Origin of the sequence: Paenibacillus sp. FSL H8-0122, from assembly GCF_038005345.1 — a bacterium.
Lineage (GTDB): Bacteria > Bacillota > Bacilli > Paenibacillales > Paenibacillaceae > Paenibacillus_AQ.
On sequence record NZ_JBBOTB010000001.1, the window covers coordinates 525,531 to 543,745 of the forward strand.

Below are 18,215 nucleotides of genomic sequence, written 5' to 3' on the forward strand. Positions count from 1 at the left end.
AATTGTAAATTTATGTTATTCTTAACGGCACTTGACGGATCGCAAAATGAACGCAAAAAAAATCCGGCATCCCGCCCAGGCCTGGGCGAAGAATACCGGACACTGCAGCTAGCAGCTATTCGGACAAATACTTGATGATTACCATTCCGAAGAAGACCACGGTCATGAAGCCGGTCATCCCGAAGAAACCGGCCAGCAGATCACCGAGATCGTTGCGGGGCTCCTCATTGATATGCTCCCGCGGGTCACGGACCTGTGCGTTGACATTGACGTCCATTCGCTTCTTCCTCCTTGCTGTTGCATGACTGCATGAAGTGGGTTACAGTTATACATGTGAGCGAAGTCATTGACAATTAATGCGCTTTCTTCAAGTATACGAAGATGCAGGGAAGTTGTAAAGATAAGATCGTATGCCAAAAGGGTGATTCTATGCTAAATATAAGACCTATGGAACCGCAGGAGTATGATTTTCTTATGGATATGCATTATGAGTCCATTCATATTGAACAAGGTAAGCCTCCCAGAAGTGAGCTGCTGAATTCCCCGGGGATTGCGAAGTACAACGAACATTGGGGGAGACAAGGCGACAGGGCGGTAATCGCACTGGTGGATAATCAGCCCGCAGGTGCTGCCTGGTACAGGCTGTTTGACGAGACGAACCAGGGCTACGGATTTGTGGATGCTACAACCCCGGAATTAGGCGTTGCTATTCGGTCTGACTACAGGCAGCAGGGATTGGGAATCAGGCTTATGAAGGGCATCATACAGCAAGCCGTATCCGATGGATACCCGTCACTTTCGCTCAGTGTTGATCCGGAGAATCAGGCGGCCGTCCGGTTATATCACAAGCTCGGCTTCGAGTATGTCGGGACAGCCGGTACCTCGTGGACGATGAAGCTGAATCTCAGGGACAAAGTCTAAACCGTTAAAAGACAAATTAATTTTATACAATATAATTTCTCGAAATATATAACAAATGCATTGTATTTATGTTATACTGTGAATGTGTCGGTAAATGATAATCTGGTTATCATATTACATGAAGCATTTTATCCCGCTATGATCTCGGAGTAAATTCTGCGGACTTGGCTCAGGCTATAGAAGCGGAAGTTATTTCGTACAGCTTAAGCTCACAAAACTTATCTTAAGGAGGAACAATATCATGGCTATCGTAAACGTGTCTGACCAATCCTTCGTGAATGAAGTGGAAGGTCAAGGTACTGTAGTAGTAGATTTCTGGGCACCTTGGTGCGGCCCTTGCAAAATGCTTGCCCCAATTCTCGAGGAATTGTCCACCGAGCTGGGTGACGATGTGAAGATCGCTAAATTGAATGTTGATGAGAATCCTGAGACAGCTTCCCGTTTTGGAGTAATGAGTATTCCTACTCTGATCTTCTTCAAAGACGGCCAGCCTGTGGACAAAGTCGTAGGACTGAACTCCAAGGACTCCCTTAAGAATATCGTAGCCAAGCATCAATAATGGATTATAACCTGCTGTAACCGGGCCATGCGGCCCTTCAGACAAAGCGCCTTCGGATTATCGAAGGCGCTTTGTCTGTCCTATAGAAACGGATGTTCTATATTAAGGCTTGAATGTGTAGTACATTCTATTCTAAACTTACCTTATAACCGTGTAGTAACAGGTGGGGGAGAACTTATGGATTATATGGATAATATCCGCAACAAGCTTGCGCTGCTGCCTGATCTGCCCGGCTGCTATCTGATGAAGAATCAAGAGGGTACGATCATCTATGTCGGCAAGGCCAAAGTGCTGAAGAACCGTGTACGCTCTTATTTTACCGGCAGTCACAACGGGAAGACGCAGCGGCTGGTCGCCAATATTGTTGATTTCGAATATATCGTGACGTCGAGCAACATGGAAGCACTCATTCTGGAGTGCAATCTGATCAAGAAGCATATGCCGCGCTACAACGTGCTGCTGAAGGATGACAAGACCTTTCCTTATCTGAAAATCACCAACGAAGCCCATCCGCGCCTGGAGGTTACCCGCCGGGTGCTGAAAGATAAAGCGAAATATTTCGGACCGTATCCGAACAGCTACGCCGCCCAGCAGACGAAGAAGCTGCTCGACCGGATGTATCCGCTGCGCAAATGCGGGGTGATGCCGAAGGAGGTCTGCCTGTACTATCACATGGGCCAGTGCCTCGCGCCATGCGAGAAGGAAGTGCCGAAGTCAGCCTATGAGGAGATTATTCAGAATATCTCTTCCTTCCTCGGGGGCGGACATGATGCGGTGAAGAAGGATCTGCAGAAGAAGATGCAGGAGGCAGCCGAGGAGCTGTATTTCGAGCGGGCCAAGGAGCTGCGCGACCAGATTCAGCACATCGATGCCGTGATGGAGAAGCAGAAGATCAATACAGCCGATACCAAGGACCGCGACGTCTTCGGCTATGCGGTAGACAAGGGCTGGATGTGTGTGCAGATCCTGTACATGCGGCAGGGGAAAATGATTCAGCGCCACTCGTCGGCTTTCCCGTTCTACGGAGAGGCGTACAGTGACTTCATGTCTTATGTGACGCAGTATTACAGCGACAATCCCGCGCTGCCGCAGGAAATCCTGCTGCCGGATATGGCCAGCGCCGGAATGCTTCCGCCGGAAGCAGGCAGCGCCGCTGGTCAGGGAAGCGGCGGACCGGAGGCTGTAGGAATGCCGAGCGGACAGGCGCTGATGGCTGCCTTGGGCGCAGAGGACGAGACGGAGGCCGGAGAGGAGTTGCGCGAGCTGGACGCCGCTGGTCAGATGCTTGCGGCTGATCTCTCCACGGCTGCCGAAGCTGTGCAGGAGCAGGCAGAGCAGGAGGCGGCTGCCGAAGGGACCGTGGATGCGGCCGGAGGCGCAGCCGCCCTGCAGGAATGGCTGGGCATTAAGGTGCTGGTGCCGCAGCGCGGGCTGAAGAAGCAGATGATCGGCATGGCCTGCCAGAACAGCCGGGTCGCGCTGAATGAGAAGTTCCGCCTGATCGAGCGGGACGAGGAGCGCACCTCCGGGGCGGCCAGCAGCCTGGGGCAGAGCCTGGGGCTGGACTCGCTGAACCGGATCGAAGCGTTCGATAACTCGAATATCCAGGGGGCCAATCCGGTCTCGGCCATGGTGGTCTTCATCGACGGCAAGCCTGCCCGCAAGGAATACCGTAAGTATAAGGTCCGCACCGTACAGGGGCCGGATGATTATGAGACGATGCGCGAGGTGATCCGGCGGCGTTATGAACGGGTGCTGAAGGAGAATCTGCCGCAGCCGGATCTGATCGTAGTCGATGGAGGCAAAGGCCAGATCTCTTCGGCGATCGATATTCTGCAGAATGAGCTGGGGTTATTCATTCCCGTCTGCGGTCTGGTCAAGGATGACAAGCACAGAACCGCCCAGCTGCTGGTCGGCGACTCTGCCGAGCCGGTCTCGCTCGCCAGAGACAGCCAGGAGTTCTACCTGCTGCAGCGTATCCAGGATGAGGTTCACCGCTTCGCGATCACGTTCCACCGGGAGCAGCGCGGCAAGTCAATGGTCACCTCGAAGCTCGATTCGATTCCGGGCATCGGGGATAAGCGCCGGAAGCTGCTGCTGAAGCATTTCGGGTCACTCAAGAAGATCAAGGAAGCCTCCATCGAGGATTTCAAGGTGCTGTCCATCGGCGAGAAGCTGGCCGGTCAGATTCTGGAGGCGCTGAAGGATGAGGAGCCGTCAATCTAAAATAGAGTTGAACGGTAACGGAACAGAGGCCGGCCCCATGTGGGCCGGCTTCTTTGGTTGTGGTCAGGAATGGATGGTATACTCAGAAATCCCGCTACATTCCCGGAAGGCCAATGTGTGCGGAAAACCGAACATGATGAGCAAATGGGGTGAAGTTCCGTAATCTGTCGCTGCACAATTAGATAAATCTTCATATTTTGCATAAATCGTCGCTTTTACCAATTGCAACCGGTTTCGGTAAGGGGTACGCTTATTATGAATCTATGAAAGCGCTTGTCTGAAAGCTGTGGACTTCTAGAACCAGGGTAAGGGGCTGATGCAGACTCCGGGAAATGGACTCCGGAAAAAGTCAGGTTTACAGGCTGAAGAGCTGCAATCCAATCGTAAAGAGGAGGATAAAGGGAATGGTATATTCAAAATCTGTAAGACGCAAGAGGGGAATCAGCGGGACCGCTCTTATTCTAAGCATCGTCATGCTGCTGAGTCTCGTGCAGGTTCTTCCGCCCGGACGGGCATATGCCGCGGACTCTTATCTGCTCTCCACAGACCGGCCCGCGTATGCATCGGGCACGGAGGGCAATAATACCCCGGATCTGGCGGTGGACGGCAATACAGGTTCCCGGTGGAGCAGTTCATGGGGGACGGACCCGAACTGGATTTATGTGGATCTCGGGGCAACTGCAACGGTAGACCGCGTTGTGCTCCGCTGGGAAGGGGCTTACGCCAAGTCTTACAAGATCCAGGTATCCGCAGACGAATTGAATTGGAGTGATATCTATTCCACAACTACTGGAGACGGCGGTGTGGATGACATTACACTCAGCGGCACCGGCCGTTATGTCCGGGTATTCGCCACAGAGCGGAACCTGACGCAATACGGCATTTCCCTCTATGAGTTTGAAGTATACGGCACTGGCGGCGTTAATCCTCCTCCGGTAGTTTTGGGTCCGAATGTGGCCTTGAACAAGCCCGCGACGGCTTCATCCTATCAGGTGGCCGACTATCTCCCTGTTGGCTCTACCCTGCCGGCACTGGCGGTAGACGGCAACCTGAACACACGCTGGTCTTCCAACGCGACCGATAATGAATGGCTGAGCGTTGATCTGGGCAGCGTACGTACGCTGGGCCGGGTGGTCATTAATTGGGAGGCCGCTGCCGGCCGGATCTATGATATTCAGGTTTCCAATGACGGAAGCACATGGACTACGGTATACCGGGAGCTGCACGGCGACGGTGGCACACTTAATCTGCCGGTCTATGCCAGCGGCCGCTATCTGCGGATGAAGGGCATCAGCAGAGCCACCTCCTTCGGGTACTCGATCTTTGAATTCCAGGCCTATGATTATGTGGCAGGCGATCCCAAGCCGGTCTATAACATTCCGGCCTTGCCTACACTGACCACAGTACCCGTAGGCCAAGGCAGCCATGCCGCGAATGACCTCTCGGTTCCCCAGCCTAAATATCCGCTGTACAAATCGGATGCGCTGACTGCGCCGCTGCCTTCCAATGACTGGTGGCAGTCCATTATGATCAATCAGCTCGGCAACGGCATTATCACGCTTCCGCTCAAATCGAAATATACCAAGCAGGGCCTCAGCATTCTGAATCCGGGTGCAGGCTATTTAAGCGCCGACGGCAAGGCACAGGAAGCGGCGGGAAGCCCGGACCTGTTCCTGATGGCCGGCAACATTAATACTTCGGGGATGTCGAACCGGATTACCGGTTACGGCGACTGGTCGGCGACTGCGGTGTTAAGCGATGGCGCTGCGGAGAAGCTGAAGACAACGTTCGTCAAAGGCTCGCCTTACCTCTACTCGCAGTTCAGTGATCCGTCCAGTCCTGAAGTGTATCTGCCCGCCGGGGCCCGCTTCTTTAATGACAGCAATACTACGATTCTGGCTGCAGACGGCGACACCGTGACTGCAGACCATATCGGCATTGCGGTTACCAATTCCAACGGGGCACCAACGCCTGAAATGGTAACAAGACACTATGGGCTGTATGCTCCGGCCGGTACAACCTTCAAGCGGGTCGGCGCCAAGCTCAAAATTCAGCTGGGAGGAGGCCAGAATTACCTGTCCCTGTCGGCTCTTCCGGCACCGTCCAATCTGAATTATTTCTACCAGCACGGCTATGCCTTCGTGACGGACACGAAGGTGGCCTATACCTTCAACGAGACGACCTCAGATGTCACAACTACCTTCAATGCGGTAACAGAACTCAAGCGTTCAGGCTTCCCGAATACCACGCTGATGGCCCAGCTTCCCCACCAGTGGAAGGTGACCACAACACCGCTGACCGCTGTCTCCTTCCCGTCCATCCGCGGAACGATGAAGGTGACAGAGGGCAATTCGTTCGCCACTACGGATAAATTCCACGGCATTGTGCCGCAGTTCACCGAGCCGGGCGATTCTACCTATTCCCGTCAGGATCTGCTGAATTACCTGGCGCTGCTGGATACGGACACTGCCACCAATCTGATGCAGGCCGATGCGTACTGGCAGGGCAAGAAGCTGCATCCGCTGGCCATGGGTGTGCTGATCGCCGATCAGATCGGCAATGAGAGCTACAAGAATCTGTTCCTCTCCCGGATGAAGACGGTGCTTACAGACTGGTATACGTACACCTCGGGGGAAACCGATTATTATTTCGACTACAACTCTGACTGGGGAACATTGATCTATAAAAACAGCGAGTTCGGCGCGAACTCCGGCATCACGGACCATCATTTTACGTATGGCTATTATGTTTTTGCATCGGCCGTGCTCGCCACCTATGATACCGACTTCAGAAATAAATTCAGCGGAATGGTCGATGAGCTGATCCGGGATTATGCCAATCCGTCGAAGACAGACCCTAAGTACCCGTACTTCCGCAACTTCGACCCGTATGAAGGTCATTCCTGGGCCGGCGGGTATGCGGACAATGACAGCGGCAATAACCAGGAAGCAGCAGGGGAATCGCTGTTCGGCTGGGTCGGCCAATATATGTGGAGCACGCTGACCGGCAATACAGCCTTCCGCGATGCGTCCATTATGGGCTTCACGACGGAGCTTAGAGCAGTACAGCAGTACTGGTTCAACTACGACCAGGATAACTGGCTGCCGGGCTATACGCATAAAACGGTGGGCCAGATTTACGGAAGCTCGAATTTCTTCGGCACCTTTTTCAACGGGAATCCGGTGTATGTCTATGGCATCCACTGGCTGCCTACAGCAGAATATTTAACCAGCTACGGGTTCGATACGGCTAAGGCGGCTGGATTATACAGCGGCTTCGTGGCCGATAACGGCGGGCCGGAACCGGACTGGTACCATATTGTCTGGCCGATCCAGGCGCTGAGCGATCCGCAGGCGGTGCTGAATAAATGGAATCCGGCACTGCCGCAGCAGAACGAATTGTACAACACGTACTGGTTCGTGCACAATATGGCCACACTTGGATCACGCACCAAGGACATTTGGGCGGAGAACGGCTACAGTGCAACGGTATATAAAAAAGGTTCCGCCTACCGCGCGCTGGTCTGGAATCCGACGAATGCGGCCATAACCGTTACGTTCCGCAACAGCGGAGGAGTGACAGGCTCGGCTGTAGTCGAAGCCAAGAAGCTGGTGAAGGTGGACCCGACGAAGGTCACCACGGATACGCTGCTTACTCCGCCTGCCATGACAGCCGATACCACTCAGAACGCAGCCGGCCAGCCGATTGAGCTGACGTTCACGGACAATGCGGCCTGGAGAAATGCAATCACTGCAGTGAAGGTGGATGGAGTGACAGCAACGGCAGCGAATTATACTGTGGAAGCCGGTAAAATCACGCTGAACACCGCGCTGTTCCCCACGGCAAAAACTTACACGGTTACAGTGACGGCAGACGGATATACCGATACTTCGGTGCAGCAGGTGATTACCGGCAGCACAACGCCGACAGGGAACCTTGCGCTGAACAAGGCGGTGACTGCCTCGGAGAATCCGAAGCAGCCCGCTGCCGCAGCTGTGGACGGGAACCCGGGCACCCGCTGGGAATCAGACTTCAGCGATCCGCAGTGGATTCAGGTGGATCTGGGCTCTGCCCAGACGGTCAGCCGTGTGCTGCTGAACTGGGAGGGCGCGTACGCCAAAGCCTACTCGATCCAGACGTCGGCAGACGGAGCGAACTGGGCAACGGTCTATTCGGCAACAACCGGAGACGGGGACATCGATGACATTAGCTTCACCCCGGTCAGCGCGCGGTATGTGAAGGTTAATGGCACAGAGCGCGGTACACCGTACGGGTATTCCTTATGGGAACTGGAAGTGTACGGCAGCGGCAGCGCTGTAACACCGCTTACTCCGCCTGCCCTGACAGCCGATACCACCGGGAACGCAGCAGGCCAGCCGATTGAGCTGACGTTCACGGAGAATGCGGCCTGGAGAAATGCAATTACTGCGGTGAGGGTGGATGGAGTGGCAGCAGCGGCAGCGAATGTTACCGTGGCAGCCGGTACAATCACCCTGAACCCTGCGCTGTTCCCTGCAGGGAAAACTTACACGATTACAGTCACTGCGGCCGGATATAATGATGCTTCGGTGCAGCAGGTGATTTCCGGCGGCACAACGCCAACTGTGAACCTTGCGCTGAACAAGGCGGTGACCGCTTCGGAGAATCCGAAGCAGCCCGCAGCCGGTGCTGTGGACGGAGATCTTGGCACCCGCTGGGAGTCGGACTTCAGTGATCCGCAGTGGATTCAGGTGGATCTGGGTTCTGCCCAAACGGTCAGCCGTGTGCTGCTGAACTGGGAGGGCGCGTATGCCAAAGCCTACACAATCGAGACGTCAGCAGACGGCACGAACTGGACAACGGCCTATTCCACAACAACCGGGGATGGGGACATCGACGATATCAGCTTCAACCCGGTCAGCGCGCGGTACGTGAAAGTGAACGGGACGCAGCGCGGCACACAATATGGCTACTCTTTATGGGAATTGTCCGTCTATTAATGCACAGAATGCACAAGTCAGTCTGGACAGCATAACAATACAGAAGCGGCTGCGCTATCCCGGAGGAGGAGGCGCAGCCGCTTCTGGTGTTTATGGAGTAGGATTCGGTTCGGCCTGCTTCGGCTCCCGTGGAGGGTTGAAGCGATACACCAGATAACCGACGATGAACGGCAGGATGATGGTCACGATGCCGGCGCCGATATTCACCTTATCCTGCATGAAGATCAGTGTCGCGCCCATCAGGATGCTGTCGAATACCACATGGCTGAACATCACCGCGATGAACCCGTACCGGATGAAAATATAGCTGAACAGAAGACCGATGACCGTCAGCTCAATCGGCCGTGAGATGACGGGATAGATCGGGTAGAGCGTATGTCCGAGTGCCCAGATCAGGGTCGTGATCAGTGAAGCGATGAGCGTATTCTTGACCAGCTTCTTCAGCATTCGGATACCGAACAGACGGTAGACCGCCTCTTCCGAGAGCCCGGCCAGCCAGGCTACAATCGGCAGCAGCCAGGCATATTTCATATTGTAAGGCGACTGGCTGGCGTCAGTGGTGGACCAGTTATCCAGCGTATAGGACAGAATAATGAACATGACGGTCTGTACGCCAAGCAGGATGAAGGCCCAGATATAACCAGCCTGAATACTCTTCAGTACATAGTGGCCGTAGCCGGGCTCGGAGGCCCGGGGCCAAGGATTCAGCTTCTCCTCAGAGCGCCACAAGCCGTCCCCTCCGACCAGAGAGAAGTAGAGCAGGAGCGACATCAGCAGACTGTACAGAACGTAGATGATGAACATGACTACTGCGGTAACTCTTGCCTCAGCGCCGCCGCTGCCGGATTCGGATACCACATTGTAGCTGCTGACCATCATGATCAGGAAATGGACGGAGCTCAGGAAAATTCCGCGTTTCCAGGAAGTATGCTTCCTGCGCAGAATGCCGTAGATCATCGCCAGGATGCCGAGCAGCAGGGTAGGCAGGCCGTAGCCGAACAAGGTGAGCTTCTTGGCAAGCGAGGTCTGCCCGTCCACATAAGTATCATGCCAGGCAGGAGCCGAGAATCCTGCACGGAAGTACGAGACCTCGCCGTTCAGATAATTGAATTGGTACTTAAGCGGTAATTCACCTATGGTGACGGAGTTGTCGGAATAGACAAGCCCGTATCCCTCAAGGTTAGCCTCAATCTTCAGCTTGGCAGGATTGGCCCCCCATAGCTTCAGCCAGGGAAGGGCGAGCCTCTCTTTTGCCTCCAGGCTCAGCTCCGGTATGCTGCTTACAGGATTGGCAGGATCGGTACGTTTGGTTGCCGCCGTGGGCCGCTCCCCGTAATTCAGCCCGGACGCAGCATCGGCATCGGCGCCAACAGCAAAAGCCGCAGGCTTGCCGGTATACATATTGAGATCGACTGCCAGCCGGGCTGCCGATTCTCCGGACGTATAGAGCACCGCATGGTACACATCGAACGGATAACGCTGGTCCAGCTTATTCTTGGAATAGTCCGGAAGCAGCTTCTCACGGGACATATAGCCGTAGAAGGAAGAGTCCGTCTTGTACAGGATCACCCATTCATCTCCGGCTGCGGCTTCATAGCCGAGCTGCCCGGCGGCGAAGGCGGCGGCCTTCTCCCGGATTTCGCTTTTGCTGAGAATGGCTGTATCCCCGTCTGAACTGGAGAGGAGCTGGGGAGCGACCTGGAACATGACAAATAGAATGAGTCCGAGAATTCCGGCAAGGATAAGTTTGGTAGTAAGGGGCCGCTGATGCAGGGGCTGGCCGACGGGATTCATGGAACGCCTCCTTGAAATAAAATGCTCTCATCCATCCATTATAGTATTACATGCCGGGCAGGTACAAAGAAATGCCTTATTATCCTTTTACGTGAAGAAGTCCCGGCTTATGCTTAAAGGCTTGTTATTTTTGTCTTCTTATCAAAATGAGTCTTTGTGAAGTTAGGCAATAACGTATATAATTTTGTATGCTTATCTGATACTGACCGATTCGTAACTTCTAATATGGAACCCTGAAAGGATGAGAAGTTTGGCGTCACCGTCTTCCAAGATCACCGGCTTCCGATTCCTGAAGCTGGCTCCTCCGCAAATCCTAGTGCTGAGCTTTGCTGCGGTTATCTTCATCGGCACGTTGCTGCTTATGCTTCCGGTATCCAGCGTACCCGGGCAGCCGCTCCGCTTCATGGACGCGCTGTTCACGGCCACCTCTGCCGCCTGTGTGACCGGACTGGCTGTAGTGGATACCGGTACCCATCTTACGGGCTTCGGACAAGCGGTCATTCTGGTGCTGATCCAGATTGGCGGGCTCGGGTTCATGACGATGGCCACGCTGTTTGCGCTGGTGTTCAGGCGCAGAATCTCACTGCGTGACCGGCTGATTCTTCAGGAAGCCATGAATCAGAGCTCGATGGAAGGGATTGTGCGGCTGATCCGCAAGGTGCTGCTCTATTCCCTGGTCATTGAAGCTGCGGGAGCGCTTCTCCTGTCCATCCGCTGGGCGGTGGATATGCCGCTGGGCCGCGCGGTCTACTACGGGGTGTTCCACGCGGTGTCGATGTTCAATAACGCCGGATTCGATCTGTTCGGCGGGCATGATCATAGCTTAATCAGCTATGTCGGAGACCCTGTCATTAACCTGGTCGTTATGTTCCTGATCATCTCCGGGGGAATCGGCTTCATCGTCATCTCCGACCTGGCCGAATACCGCCGCACACGCCGGCTGTCGCTCCACAGCAAGGTGGTGCTGTCGATGACAGCCGGACTGATTGTGACCGGAATGGTGGTCATCTTCATCTTCGAGTTCACCAATTCGCGGACCCTGGGACCGCTGAACCTCGGGAGCAAGCTATGGGCCTCCCTGTTCCAATCGGTGGCACCGCGTACGGCAGGGGCCAACACGCTGGATATCACGGGATTGCGTCAGGCGACCCAATTCTTCATCGTGATTCTGATGTTCATCGGGGCTTCCCCCGGTTCTACTGGCGGCGGCATTAAGACCACAACCTTCACGCTGATGATCGGAGCTGTCATCTCCATGCTGCGCGGCCGCGAAGACATCGTGCTCTTCCGTTACCGGCTGGCTCAGGAGCGCGTGTTCAAGGCACTGACCATTACGCTGCTGGCGCTGCTGCTGATCGTTACGGTCTCGATGATGCTCTCGACTACCGAGGGGCTGCCGTATCTGATGATTCTGTTCGAGACGATCTCAGCGTTTGCCAATGTCGGACTGAGTCTGGGACTGACCCCGGAGCTGACACAGGTCGGCAAGATCCTGATCTGCCTGACCATGTTCGCCGGACGGCTGGGACTGCTGACGCTGGCGTATGCGCTCGGTCCAAGACAGGGTAAACCATTATATAAATATCCGGAAGGCAAAATGATAATTGGATAGGGGAATCAAGTCATGAAACCACAGCAGTTTGTTGTAATCGGCCTGGGCCGCTTCGGCTCAAGTCTGGCGCTGGAGCTGATGTCCATGGGCTACGAGGTGCTTGGCATAGACCACCAGGAGGAGCGGGTGGAGGAGATGACCGGACGGCTGACGCATGCAGTCATGGCGGATGCTACAGATGAAGGGATTATGCGCTCGCTCGGGGTGCGTAATTTCGACTGCGGCATTGTGGCGATCGGCGATAATATGGAGCGGAGTATTCTGGCCGCGATTCTGCTGAAGGAGCTGGGCGTCAAGCAGGTGGTCGGCAAAGCCATCTCCATTCTGCATGGCCGCGCGCTGTCGAAGCTGGGGGTAGACCGGGTGATTTTCCCGGAGCGGGATATGGGTATCCGCGTGGCTCATCAGCTGGTGACGCCGAATCTGCTCGATTATATCGAGATCTCCAAGGATTACAAGGTCGTTGAGCTGACGGTGCCCGCCTGCATGAACGGCAAAAGCCTCTCTGAGCTGAACACCCGCGCCAAATACGGCTGCAGCATCATTGCCCTGAACCGCGAGGATGGCATCATCGTTGCCCCGACCGCGCATGATCATGTGCATCAGGGAGACATCATGGTGGTGATCGGCTCCAACGACAGCATCGAGGAGTTCGAGGATGAAGCGGTGAATGCGGAGTAAGGACTTCCTGCCAGCCAGCCTATCCCGATAAAAGAAAGCTACAAACGCCCGGATGGCAATGCATCCAGGCGTTTTTGCTGTTTCGGCGTAAGCCTGCAGCCGCACATTAGAACGCCTGCACATCAGCCTGTAACATGCCGCGCGGGGGTTGAAAAATTTTCCTATACACATATGTAAAATGTATCCTAAAATGATAAAATAAAAATATTGTAAGCGGTAACATAGAAATGCTTAGGGGGATATGTGATGAAAAAAACACCGATGATCCTGCAGCTGGCGTTGATTCTATTCTGCATTATGGCTATTCCTACAGCAGTCCTGACCTGGTACAGCGGGTCACAGATTATACAGAATTCTGAAGCGGCTATCGGGGAATCCACGCTGGCCGGGCTTAATGCCAACCGCAGGCTGAACGAGAACGCGCTGGCCAATCTGGCCCAGGATACATCGCGTCTGGCGGCGACGAATATTTTTGACCGTATCCGCAGCTTCGAGACCTACGATGAGATTAACGCCAACTATAACAATGTAAGTCTGGCGCTGTCCGTGACCAAAGAGCTGCTGAACCTGAACCGCCGGGTGGACGGTGTGTACTCTTCATTCTTTGTCCTGGAGGATTCCGATTATGTCTTCTCTACCGACAGCAGCATCACGACGCTTGCCCGCTATGAGCCTATCGGATGGATCACAGAAGCGCTTAAGGGGCGCAGGGGGATCAGCGGGGTATGGGTGCCCCGTAAGCTTGCGTCGGGCGAGAATGTGGTGTCTTATGTGTACCCGCTCAACCGCCTGTCCACCACCACCCGGGGAGTGATTGTCGTCAACATGAAGGAGAGCCAGATCGGCAAATATCTGCATGCTACCGAGGTGGGTGACAGCAACTACCTGCTGCTGGACGCTGCGGGTACGGTGATCTCCTTCAATGACCGGTCCATGCTGCTCTCCGACAGCCGTAAGCTGCCGTTCTTACAGGAGATTCTGAATCAGGAAGCCAGTGAAGGCTACACCTTCCGCGAGCTGGAGGGCAAACGGACGGTGTATGCCTGGAGCCGCTCCTCCTTGTCCGGGTGGTGGAATGTCAGCTGGAGCTCCATGGATGAGCTAATGACCAAATCCCGGGAGATGCAGGGAAATATTATTCTGCTGACGGGGGCGATCATTGTACTGGGGACGCTGCTGGCCATCTTCCTTGCCACCTGGCTATCCAGGCCCCTGAGGCAATTGGTGCAGACGATGCGCTCGAAGCTGGATCTGGGCGTAGTGAACAAGAATGAGCTGGCCTTCCTGGATCTGGCCTTCAAACGGATGCAGGAGGAGGAAGAGAGTCTGTTCCAGCTGCTGCAGGAGCGCGAACAGGATACCCGCAGTCTGGCCGTGCACCGTCTGCTGCGCGGTGAGATTCCGCCGCGGATTACGGAGGTTTTTCCGCATGCCTGTTACAGAGTAGTGGTGGTTTCCATCGACCAATATAGAAGATACGTGGGCCATACTAATGTGGAGACGCGCAGTTATCACCGGTATTTGCTGAGTGCCAAGTATGAGAATGTTTTCGCTGAGGGGGTGGTGGCCCGCTGTGTCTACCATAATGAGGGCTGTACAGTGATTGTACTGAACTTTGCCCCGGAGGAGGGGGAGGCGCATAGTACTCTGATTCATCAGGCGCTGGAGGAGATCCGCGATCAGTCTCTTGAGCTGCTGGAGCATTCGGTCACGATTGGGGTGAGTGAGCGGACGGATGCTCCGGAGAGGGTGGCGCTGCGGCTGTTCGAGGCGATGGAGGTGATTAAGCGCAGGATGATCAAGGGGGCCGGAAGCATCATGTACTGGCACGACGGGGAGGATAACAGCCGCAAGTATGTTGACTCTGAGAGCAGCGAGCGGCGAATTCTGAATTTCCTGGATGCCGGCGACCTGGTGGGAATCTTCAAGGAGCTGCAGAGCATCCGCAGCCAGATCTCCGCAGAGGAACATATCTCCTACGATAATATTATGTTCATCTATCATCAGCTGATGGGCGCGACGATCAAGCATCTCCGGGAGAACCACCTCGGAACCGGAAGGATGATTATGGGCCGGGGCAACGTGTATTCGATTCTCGCCGCGATGGATACGCTGGATGAGCTGGAGGAGTACCTGTATGATTTTTACTGTGAGATTGTACAGAGCCTGGACCGCAGCACCCATGAGACCAATTATGCGCAGCGGATCATGGAGTACCTGAAGCAGCACTACCGCGAAGAAATTGTCTTCGAGGACATGGCCAAGCAGATTGGCATCAGCTACTCTTATATGCGCAAGCTTGTCTATGAGCAGACCGGCAGCAGCATGATTGATTTCGTCAACCAGCTAAGGATCGAGCAGGCCAAGGAGCTGCTGCTGGATTCGGGGCTGACGATCAAGCAGATTGCCGCAGAGGTCGGTTACGCCAATGTGCAGAGCTTCAACCGCTTTTTCCGCAAGTATGAAGGCATGCCGCCAAGCGGCTACAAATCAGCGAAGAGTAAGAGTTCTTAGAAGCTCATAGATGGTGATGAAAGCCCATAAAAGCCCATAAAAGCTCATGGAAACCCGTAGAAACCATTAGAAACCATTAGAAACCCATCCCCGGCGGACCGGTATCTCGTTTCAAGGATCTTGGTTTTTCGGCTTGTCGGTGGAAAGTGGGCAGGCGATGAAAATGAGAGGGATAAATCCCTCTGGTGGTGCCGAAAGTGGGCTGGATGCGGAAAAGAAAGGGATAAATCCCTCTGATAGTGCTGAAAGTGAGCTGGATGCGGAAATGAAAGGGATAAATCCCTCTGATAGTGCTGAAAGTGAGCTGGATGCGGAAAAGAAAGGGATAAATCCCTCTGATGGAGCCGAAAGTGAGCGGATGAGAAGCATAAGTGCCCCTGAATTTTAGAAAAGTTGGCCAACTGAGTAAATGAAAAGCACAAGTGCCCCTGAGTTCGTGGAAAGTAGGAGTGTTCAAATCTATATTAGTAAAAGCGGGCGGGGCGAGCAACAGTAGCTCCCTAATCATTCCTGATAGCTCTCATAGCTCCCGAATCGCTCCCTGTTAGCTCTCATAGCTCCCGAATCGCTCCCTGTTAGCTCTCATAGCTCCCGAATCGCTCCCTGTTAGCTCTCATAGCTCCCGAATCGCTCCCTGTTAGCTCTCATAGCTCCCGAATCGCTCCCTGTTAGCTCTCATAGCTCCCGAATCGCTCCCTGTTAGCTATCATCGCTCCTTGATCGCTCCCTCATCGCCCCAATCACTCCAATCACTCCAATCTCCCCCGGCCCCATCCCTCGCCATGCCTTTCTATCCGACTTGTACCTGCTCTCCTAAGTGAAAGCGCTTTATTAATTTTGGGAATGCCTATCAGTTTTGATTATTCACCTTGGCCTGAAGCTTGGTGCGCCGGGCAACAATCATTTGTGAATCAATTGTGATAGGTGATCATCAATACTCATGATATTCAAGCCCCGGCAAAGGCGGTAGCATAGGAGCCAGGCCGGAGAACACGAGCCGGAAGCCGGCAAGAAGAATTCAAGGCAGGAGGTGAATATGTTGAAAGCTGCAAGCGCTTCACAAACGAATCACAGTCCATTATTAAGAAGGAAACAGGGGTTCAGCTATTATTTACAGCGGGATTGGCAGCTCTATCTGCTGGTGATGCTTCCGCTGGCTTTTGTCATCGTATTCAAATATTTGCCCATGACCGGACTTGTAATCGCCTTCAAGGACTATAAGATTGCCAGAGGTTTCTGGGGCAGTGAATGGGCCGGGCTGCAGGTCTTCCAGGACCTGTTCGCCAAGCCTGATTTCATCCGGGCTGTCCGCAACACTCTGCTGCTGAACGTGCTTGACCTGTGCTTCAGCTTCACGATGCCGATTGTGCTGGCTCTGCTGCTGAACGAGATCAAGAGTGTACGGTTCAAAAGAATCAATCAGACGGTGCTGTATTTGCCCCATTTCCTCTCCTGGGTCATTATCGGAGCCATCGCGTATCAGCTCCTCAGTGAGGGGGGCGGCGTTGTCAATAACCTCATAGAGCTGATGGGAGGCACCCGGATTCCGTTCCTGCAGCAGGATACGAATTGGCTCATTAGCTATCTCGTGATCGGGGTCTGGCAGAGCATGGGCTGGGGCACGATTATCTACCTGGCGGCGATGAGCGGCATCAACCCTGAGATGTATGAAGCGGCTACGGTGGACGGGGCAGGGCGCTGGAGAAAGGTATGGAATATCACCCTTCCATCGATCCGGGCAACGATTGTGACGCTCTTGATTATGGCGCTGGGCAAAGTAATGGACGGCTCCTTCGAGCGTATCTATGCGCTGCAGAATAAGGCCACCACGGAGTTCACCACCACCATACCGGTCCTGGTGTACCGCTGGGGGATTGAGAGCGGCAACTTCAGCCGGGCGACTGCCATCGGATTATTCCAGTCCGTCATCGGGATTATTCTGGTTATTTCCGCAGACCGCGTAGCCAAGAAGCTTGGTGAGGATGGGATTTTGTAGAAAGGAGAGGAACCATGAAAGCAATTGCCGGAGGCACTGCCGCACCCCATAAAGCACGTATTGATATCTGGGAAACGCTGATCCGCCTCGTCATTATTATCATCTCATTGATCTGCCTGCTGCCGTTCATTCATGTCGTATCGAAATCGCTGAGCTCGGACTCCTTTGTCATTGCCAACAAGGTCTTTCTGTGGCCGCAGGGCTTCACCATTGAAGCGTATAACAAAATCTTCGCGGATGCCAGCATCCTCCGTTCCCTGTATATCTCGGTCATCGTGACGGTGCTGTTCACCATTCTGGGCATGATTCTGACCATCTGCGCCGCCTATCCGCTGTCCCGAACCCAGTTCAAGGGCCGCAGGGTGATCACCTTCATCTTCCTGTTCACCATGTATTTCAGCGGGGGCATCATTCCCGACTATATGAACATCAATAATCTGGGGCTGATGGATACCATCTGGTCACTGGTGCTGCCCCTCTCCTTCAGTGCCTTCAATCTGCTGATTATGAAGACTTCTCTAACGCACGGGATTCCCGTAAGTCTGGAAGAGTCTGCGCGGATCGACGGTGCCGGGCATTTCCGGATTCTGTTCAGCATTGTGCTGCCTTTATCCAAGCCGATTATGGCGACACTCGCTCTCTTCTATGCAGTGGGACGCTGGAATGCTTATCAGGACGCATTGTTCTATATCAAGCATGAGACCTCGCTCCGGCCGCTTCAGCTCAAGCTGTATTATCTGGTCATTCAGGCAAGTGAAAGCTTCCAGCTGGAGGCCAGCCAGGTGCAGCTCAGCAATCCCGAAGTTTTGAAGGCGTCAGTCGTTGTATTCGCTACCTTGCCTATCCTCTGTGTGTATCCGTTCGTCCAGAAATACTTTGTTCAAGGTGTTATGCTTGGAGCCGTCAAGGAGTAATCCTGCGTCCCTTGTATAT

The 18,215-nt window shown here is 54.1% G+C and carries 12 protein-coding genes; 10 read left to right on the forward strand and 2 right to left on the reverse strand.

Going from position 1 to position 18,215, the window contains the following annotated elements; genetic code table 11:
• Positions 1-115: 115 nt before the first annotated feature.
• Positions 116-277: a YqzM family protein gene (locus tag NSS64_RS02410; protein ID WP_155991192.1), complete on the reverse strand. Its 162-nt coding sequence runs from the start codon at positions 275-277 to the stop codon at positions 116-118.
• A gap of 197 nt (positions 278-474) precedes the next feature.
• Between NSS64_RS02410 and NSS64_RS02415 the strand changes: the two genes are divergently transcribed.
• The 4 genes from NSS64_RS02415 to NSS64_RS02430 all read left to right on the forward strand — a co-directional run bounded on the left by NSS64_RS02415 (position 475) and on the right by NSS64_RS02430 (position 8,685).
• The gene (locus NSS64_RS02415) at positions 475-921 is read left to right on the forward strand and encodes a GNAT family N-acetyltransferase (RefSeq protein WP_340938333.1); all 447 of its coding nucleotides are present in this window, start codon (positions 475-477) and stop codon (positions 919-921) included.
• 241 nt (positions 922-1,162) lie between these two features.
• Positions 1,163-1,480, forward strand: a complete 318-nt coding sequence (trxA, locus tag NSS64_RS02420; protein ID WP_036701616.1) for a thioredoxin — start codon at positions 1,163-1,165, stop codon at positions 1,478-1,480.
• A gap of 177 nt (positions 1,481-1,657) precedes the next feature.
• Complete coding sequence (gene uvrC, locus NSS64_RS02425; protein ID WP_340938334.1) at positions 1,658-3,706, forward strand: excinuclease ABC subunit UvrC; 2,049 nt, start codon at positions 1,658-1,660, stop codon at positions 3,704-3,706.
• A 404-nt stretch (positions 3,707-4,110) separates the two neighbouring features.
• A complete protein-coding gene (locus tag NSS64_RS02430) occupies positions 4,111-8,685 on the forward strand; it encodes a galactose-binding domain-containing protein (RefSeq protein ID WP_341139096.1) in 4,575 nt (1,524 codons plus the stop codon).
• A gap of 90 nt (positions 8,686-8,775) precedes the next feature.
• Here NSS64_RS02430 and NSS64_RS02435 read toward each other — a convergent pair whose 3' ends face one another.
• On the reverse strand, positions 8,776-10,479 hold the full coding sequence (locus tag NSS64_RS02435; protein ID WP_341139097.1) for a CPBP family intramembrane glutamic endopeptidase: 1,704 nt from the start codon (positions 10,477-10,479) through the stop codon (positions 8,776-8,778).
• Between the two features lie 241 nt (positions 10,480-10,720).
• Here NSS64_RS02435 and NSS64_RS02440 point away from each other — a divergent pair, with 241 nt between their 5' ends.
• From NSS64_RS02440 to NSS64_RS02465, 6 genes are all read left to right on the forward strand, one after another.
• Positions 10,721-12,091: a TrkH family potassium uptake protein gene (locus NSS64_RS02440; protein WP_341139098.1), complete on the forward strand. Its 1,371-nt coding sequence runs from the start codon at positions 10,721-10,723 to the stop codon at positions 12,089-12,091.
• A gap of 12 nt (positions 12,092-12,103) precedes the next feature.
• Positions 12,104-12,772, forward strand: coding sequence for a potassium channel family protein (locus NSS64_RS02445; RefSeq protein ID WP_036721939.1), 669 nt, complete (start codon positions 12,104-12,106; stop codon positions 12,770-12,772).
• Positions 12,773-13,018: 246 nt separating this feature from the next.
• Entirely contained in the window at positions 13,019-15,286 is a 2,268-nt protein-coding gene (locus tag NSS64_RS02450) for an AraC family transcriptional regulator (RefSeq protein ID WP_341139099.1), read from the forward strand.
• 157 nt (positions 15,287-15,443) lie between these two features.
• Positions 15,444-15,674, forward strand: a complete 231-nt coding sequence (locus NSS64_RS02455) for a hypothetical protein (RefSeq protein ID WP_341139100.1) — start codon at positions 15,444-15,446, stop codon at positions 15,672-15,674.
• 648 nt (positions 15,675-16,322) lie between these two features.
• A complete protein-coding gene (locus NSS64_RS02460; protein WP_209875949.1) occupies positions 16,323-17,282 on the forward strand; it encodes an ABC transporter permease in 960 nt (319 codons plus the stop codon).
• Positions 17,283-17,296: 14 nt separating this feature from the next.
• Entirely contained in the window at positions 17,297-18,196 is a 900-nt protein-coding gene (locus NSS64_RS02465) for a carbohydrate ABC transporter permease (RefSeq protein WP_340938344.1), read from the forward strand.
• Positions 18,197-18,215: the final 19 nt, after the last annotated feature.

Bases quoted from the DNA above. Each gene is read 5' to 3' on its own strand.
- NSS64_RS02415 (WP_340938333.1), top strand. From the start codon at position 475: ATGGATATGCATTATGAGTCCATTCATATTGAACAAGGTAAGCCTCCC.
- NSS64_RS02455 (WP_341139100.1), top strand. From the start codon at position 15,444: ATGAAAATGAGAGGGATAAATCCCTCTGGTGGTGCCGAAAGTGGGCTG.
- NSS64_RS02445 (WP_036721939.1), top strand. From the start codon at position 12,104: ATGAAACCACAGCAGTTTGTTGTAATCGGCCTGGGCCGCTTCGGCTCA.
- NSS64_RS02460 (WP_209875949.1), top strand. From the start codon at position 16,323: ATGTTGAAAGCTGCAAGCGCTTCACAAACGAATCACAGTCCATTATTA.
- NSS64_RS02450 (WP_341139099.1), top strand. From the start codon at position 13,019: ATGAAAAAAACACCGATGATCCTGCAGCTGGCGTTGATTCTATTCTGC.
- uvrC (WP_340938334.1), top strand. From the start codon at position 1,658: ATGGATTATATGGATAATATCCGCAACAAGCTTGCGCTGCTGCCTGAT.
- NSS64_RS02440 (WP_341139098.1), top strand. From the start codon at position 10,721: ATGAGAAGTTTGGCGTCACCGTCTTCCAAGATCACCGGCTTCCGATTC.
- trxA (WP_036701616.1), top strand. From the start codon at position 1,163: ATGGCTATCGTAAACGTGTCTGACCAATCCTTCGTGAATGAAGTGGAA.
- NSS64_RS02435 (WP_341139097.1), bottom strand. From the start codon at position 10,479: ATGAATCCCGTCGGCCAGCCCCTGCATCAGCGGCCCCTTACTACCAAA.
- NSS64_RS02465 (WP_340938344.1), top strand. From the start codon at position 17,297: ATGAAAGCAATTGCCGGAGGCACTGCCGCACCCCATAAAGCACGTATT.
- NSS64_RS02410 (WP_155991192.1), bottom strand. From the start codon at position 277: ATGGACGTCAATGTCAACGCACAGGTCCGTGACCCGCGGGAGCATATC.
- NSS64_RS02430 (WP_341139096.1), top strand. From the start codon at position 4,111: ATGGTATATTCAAAATCTGTAAGACGCAAGAGGGGAATCAGCGGGACC.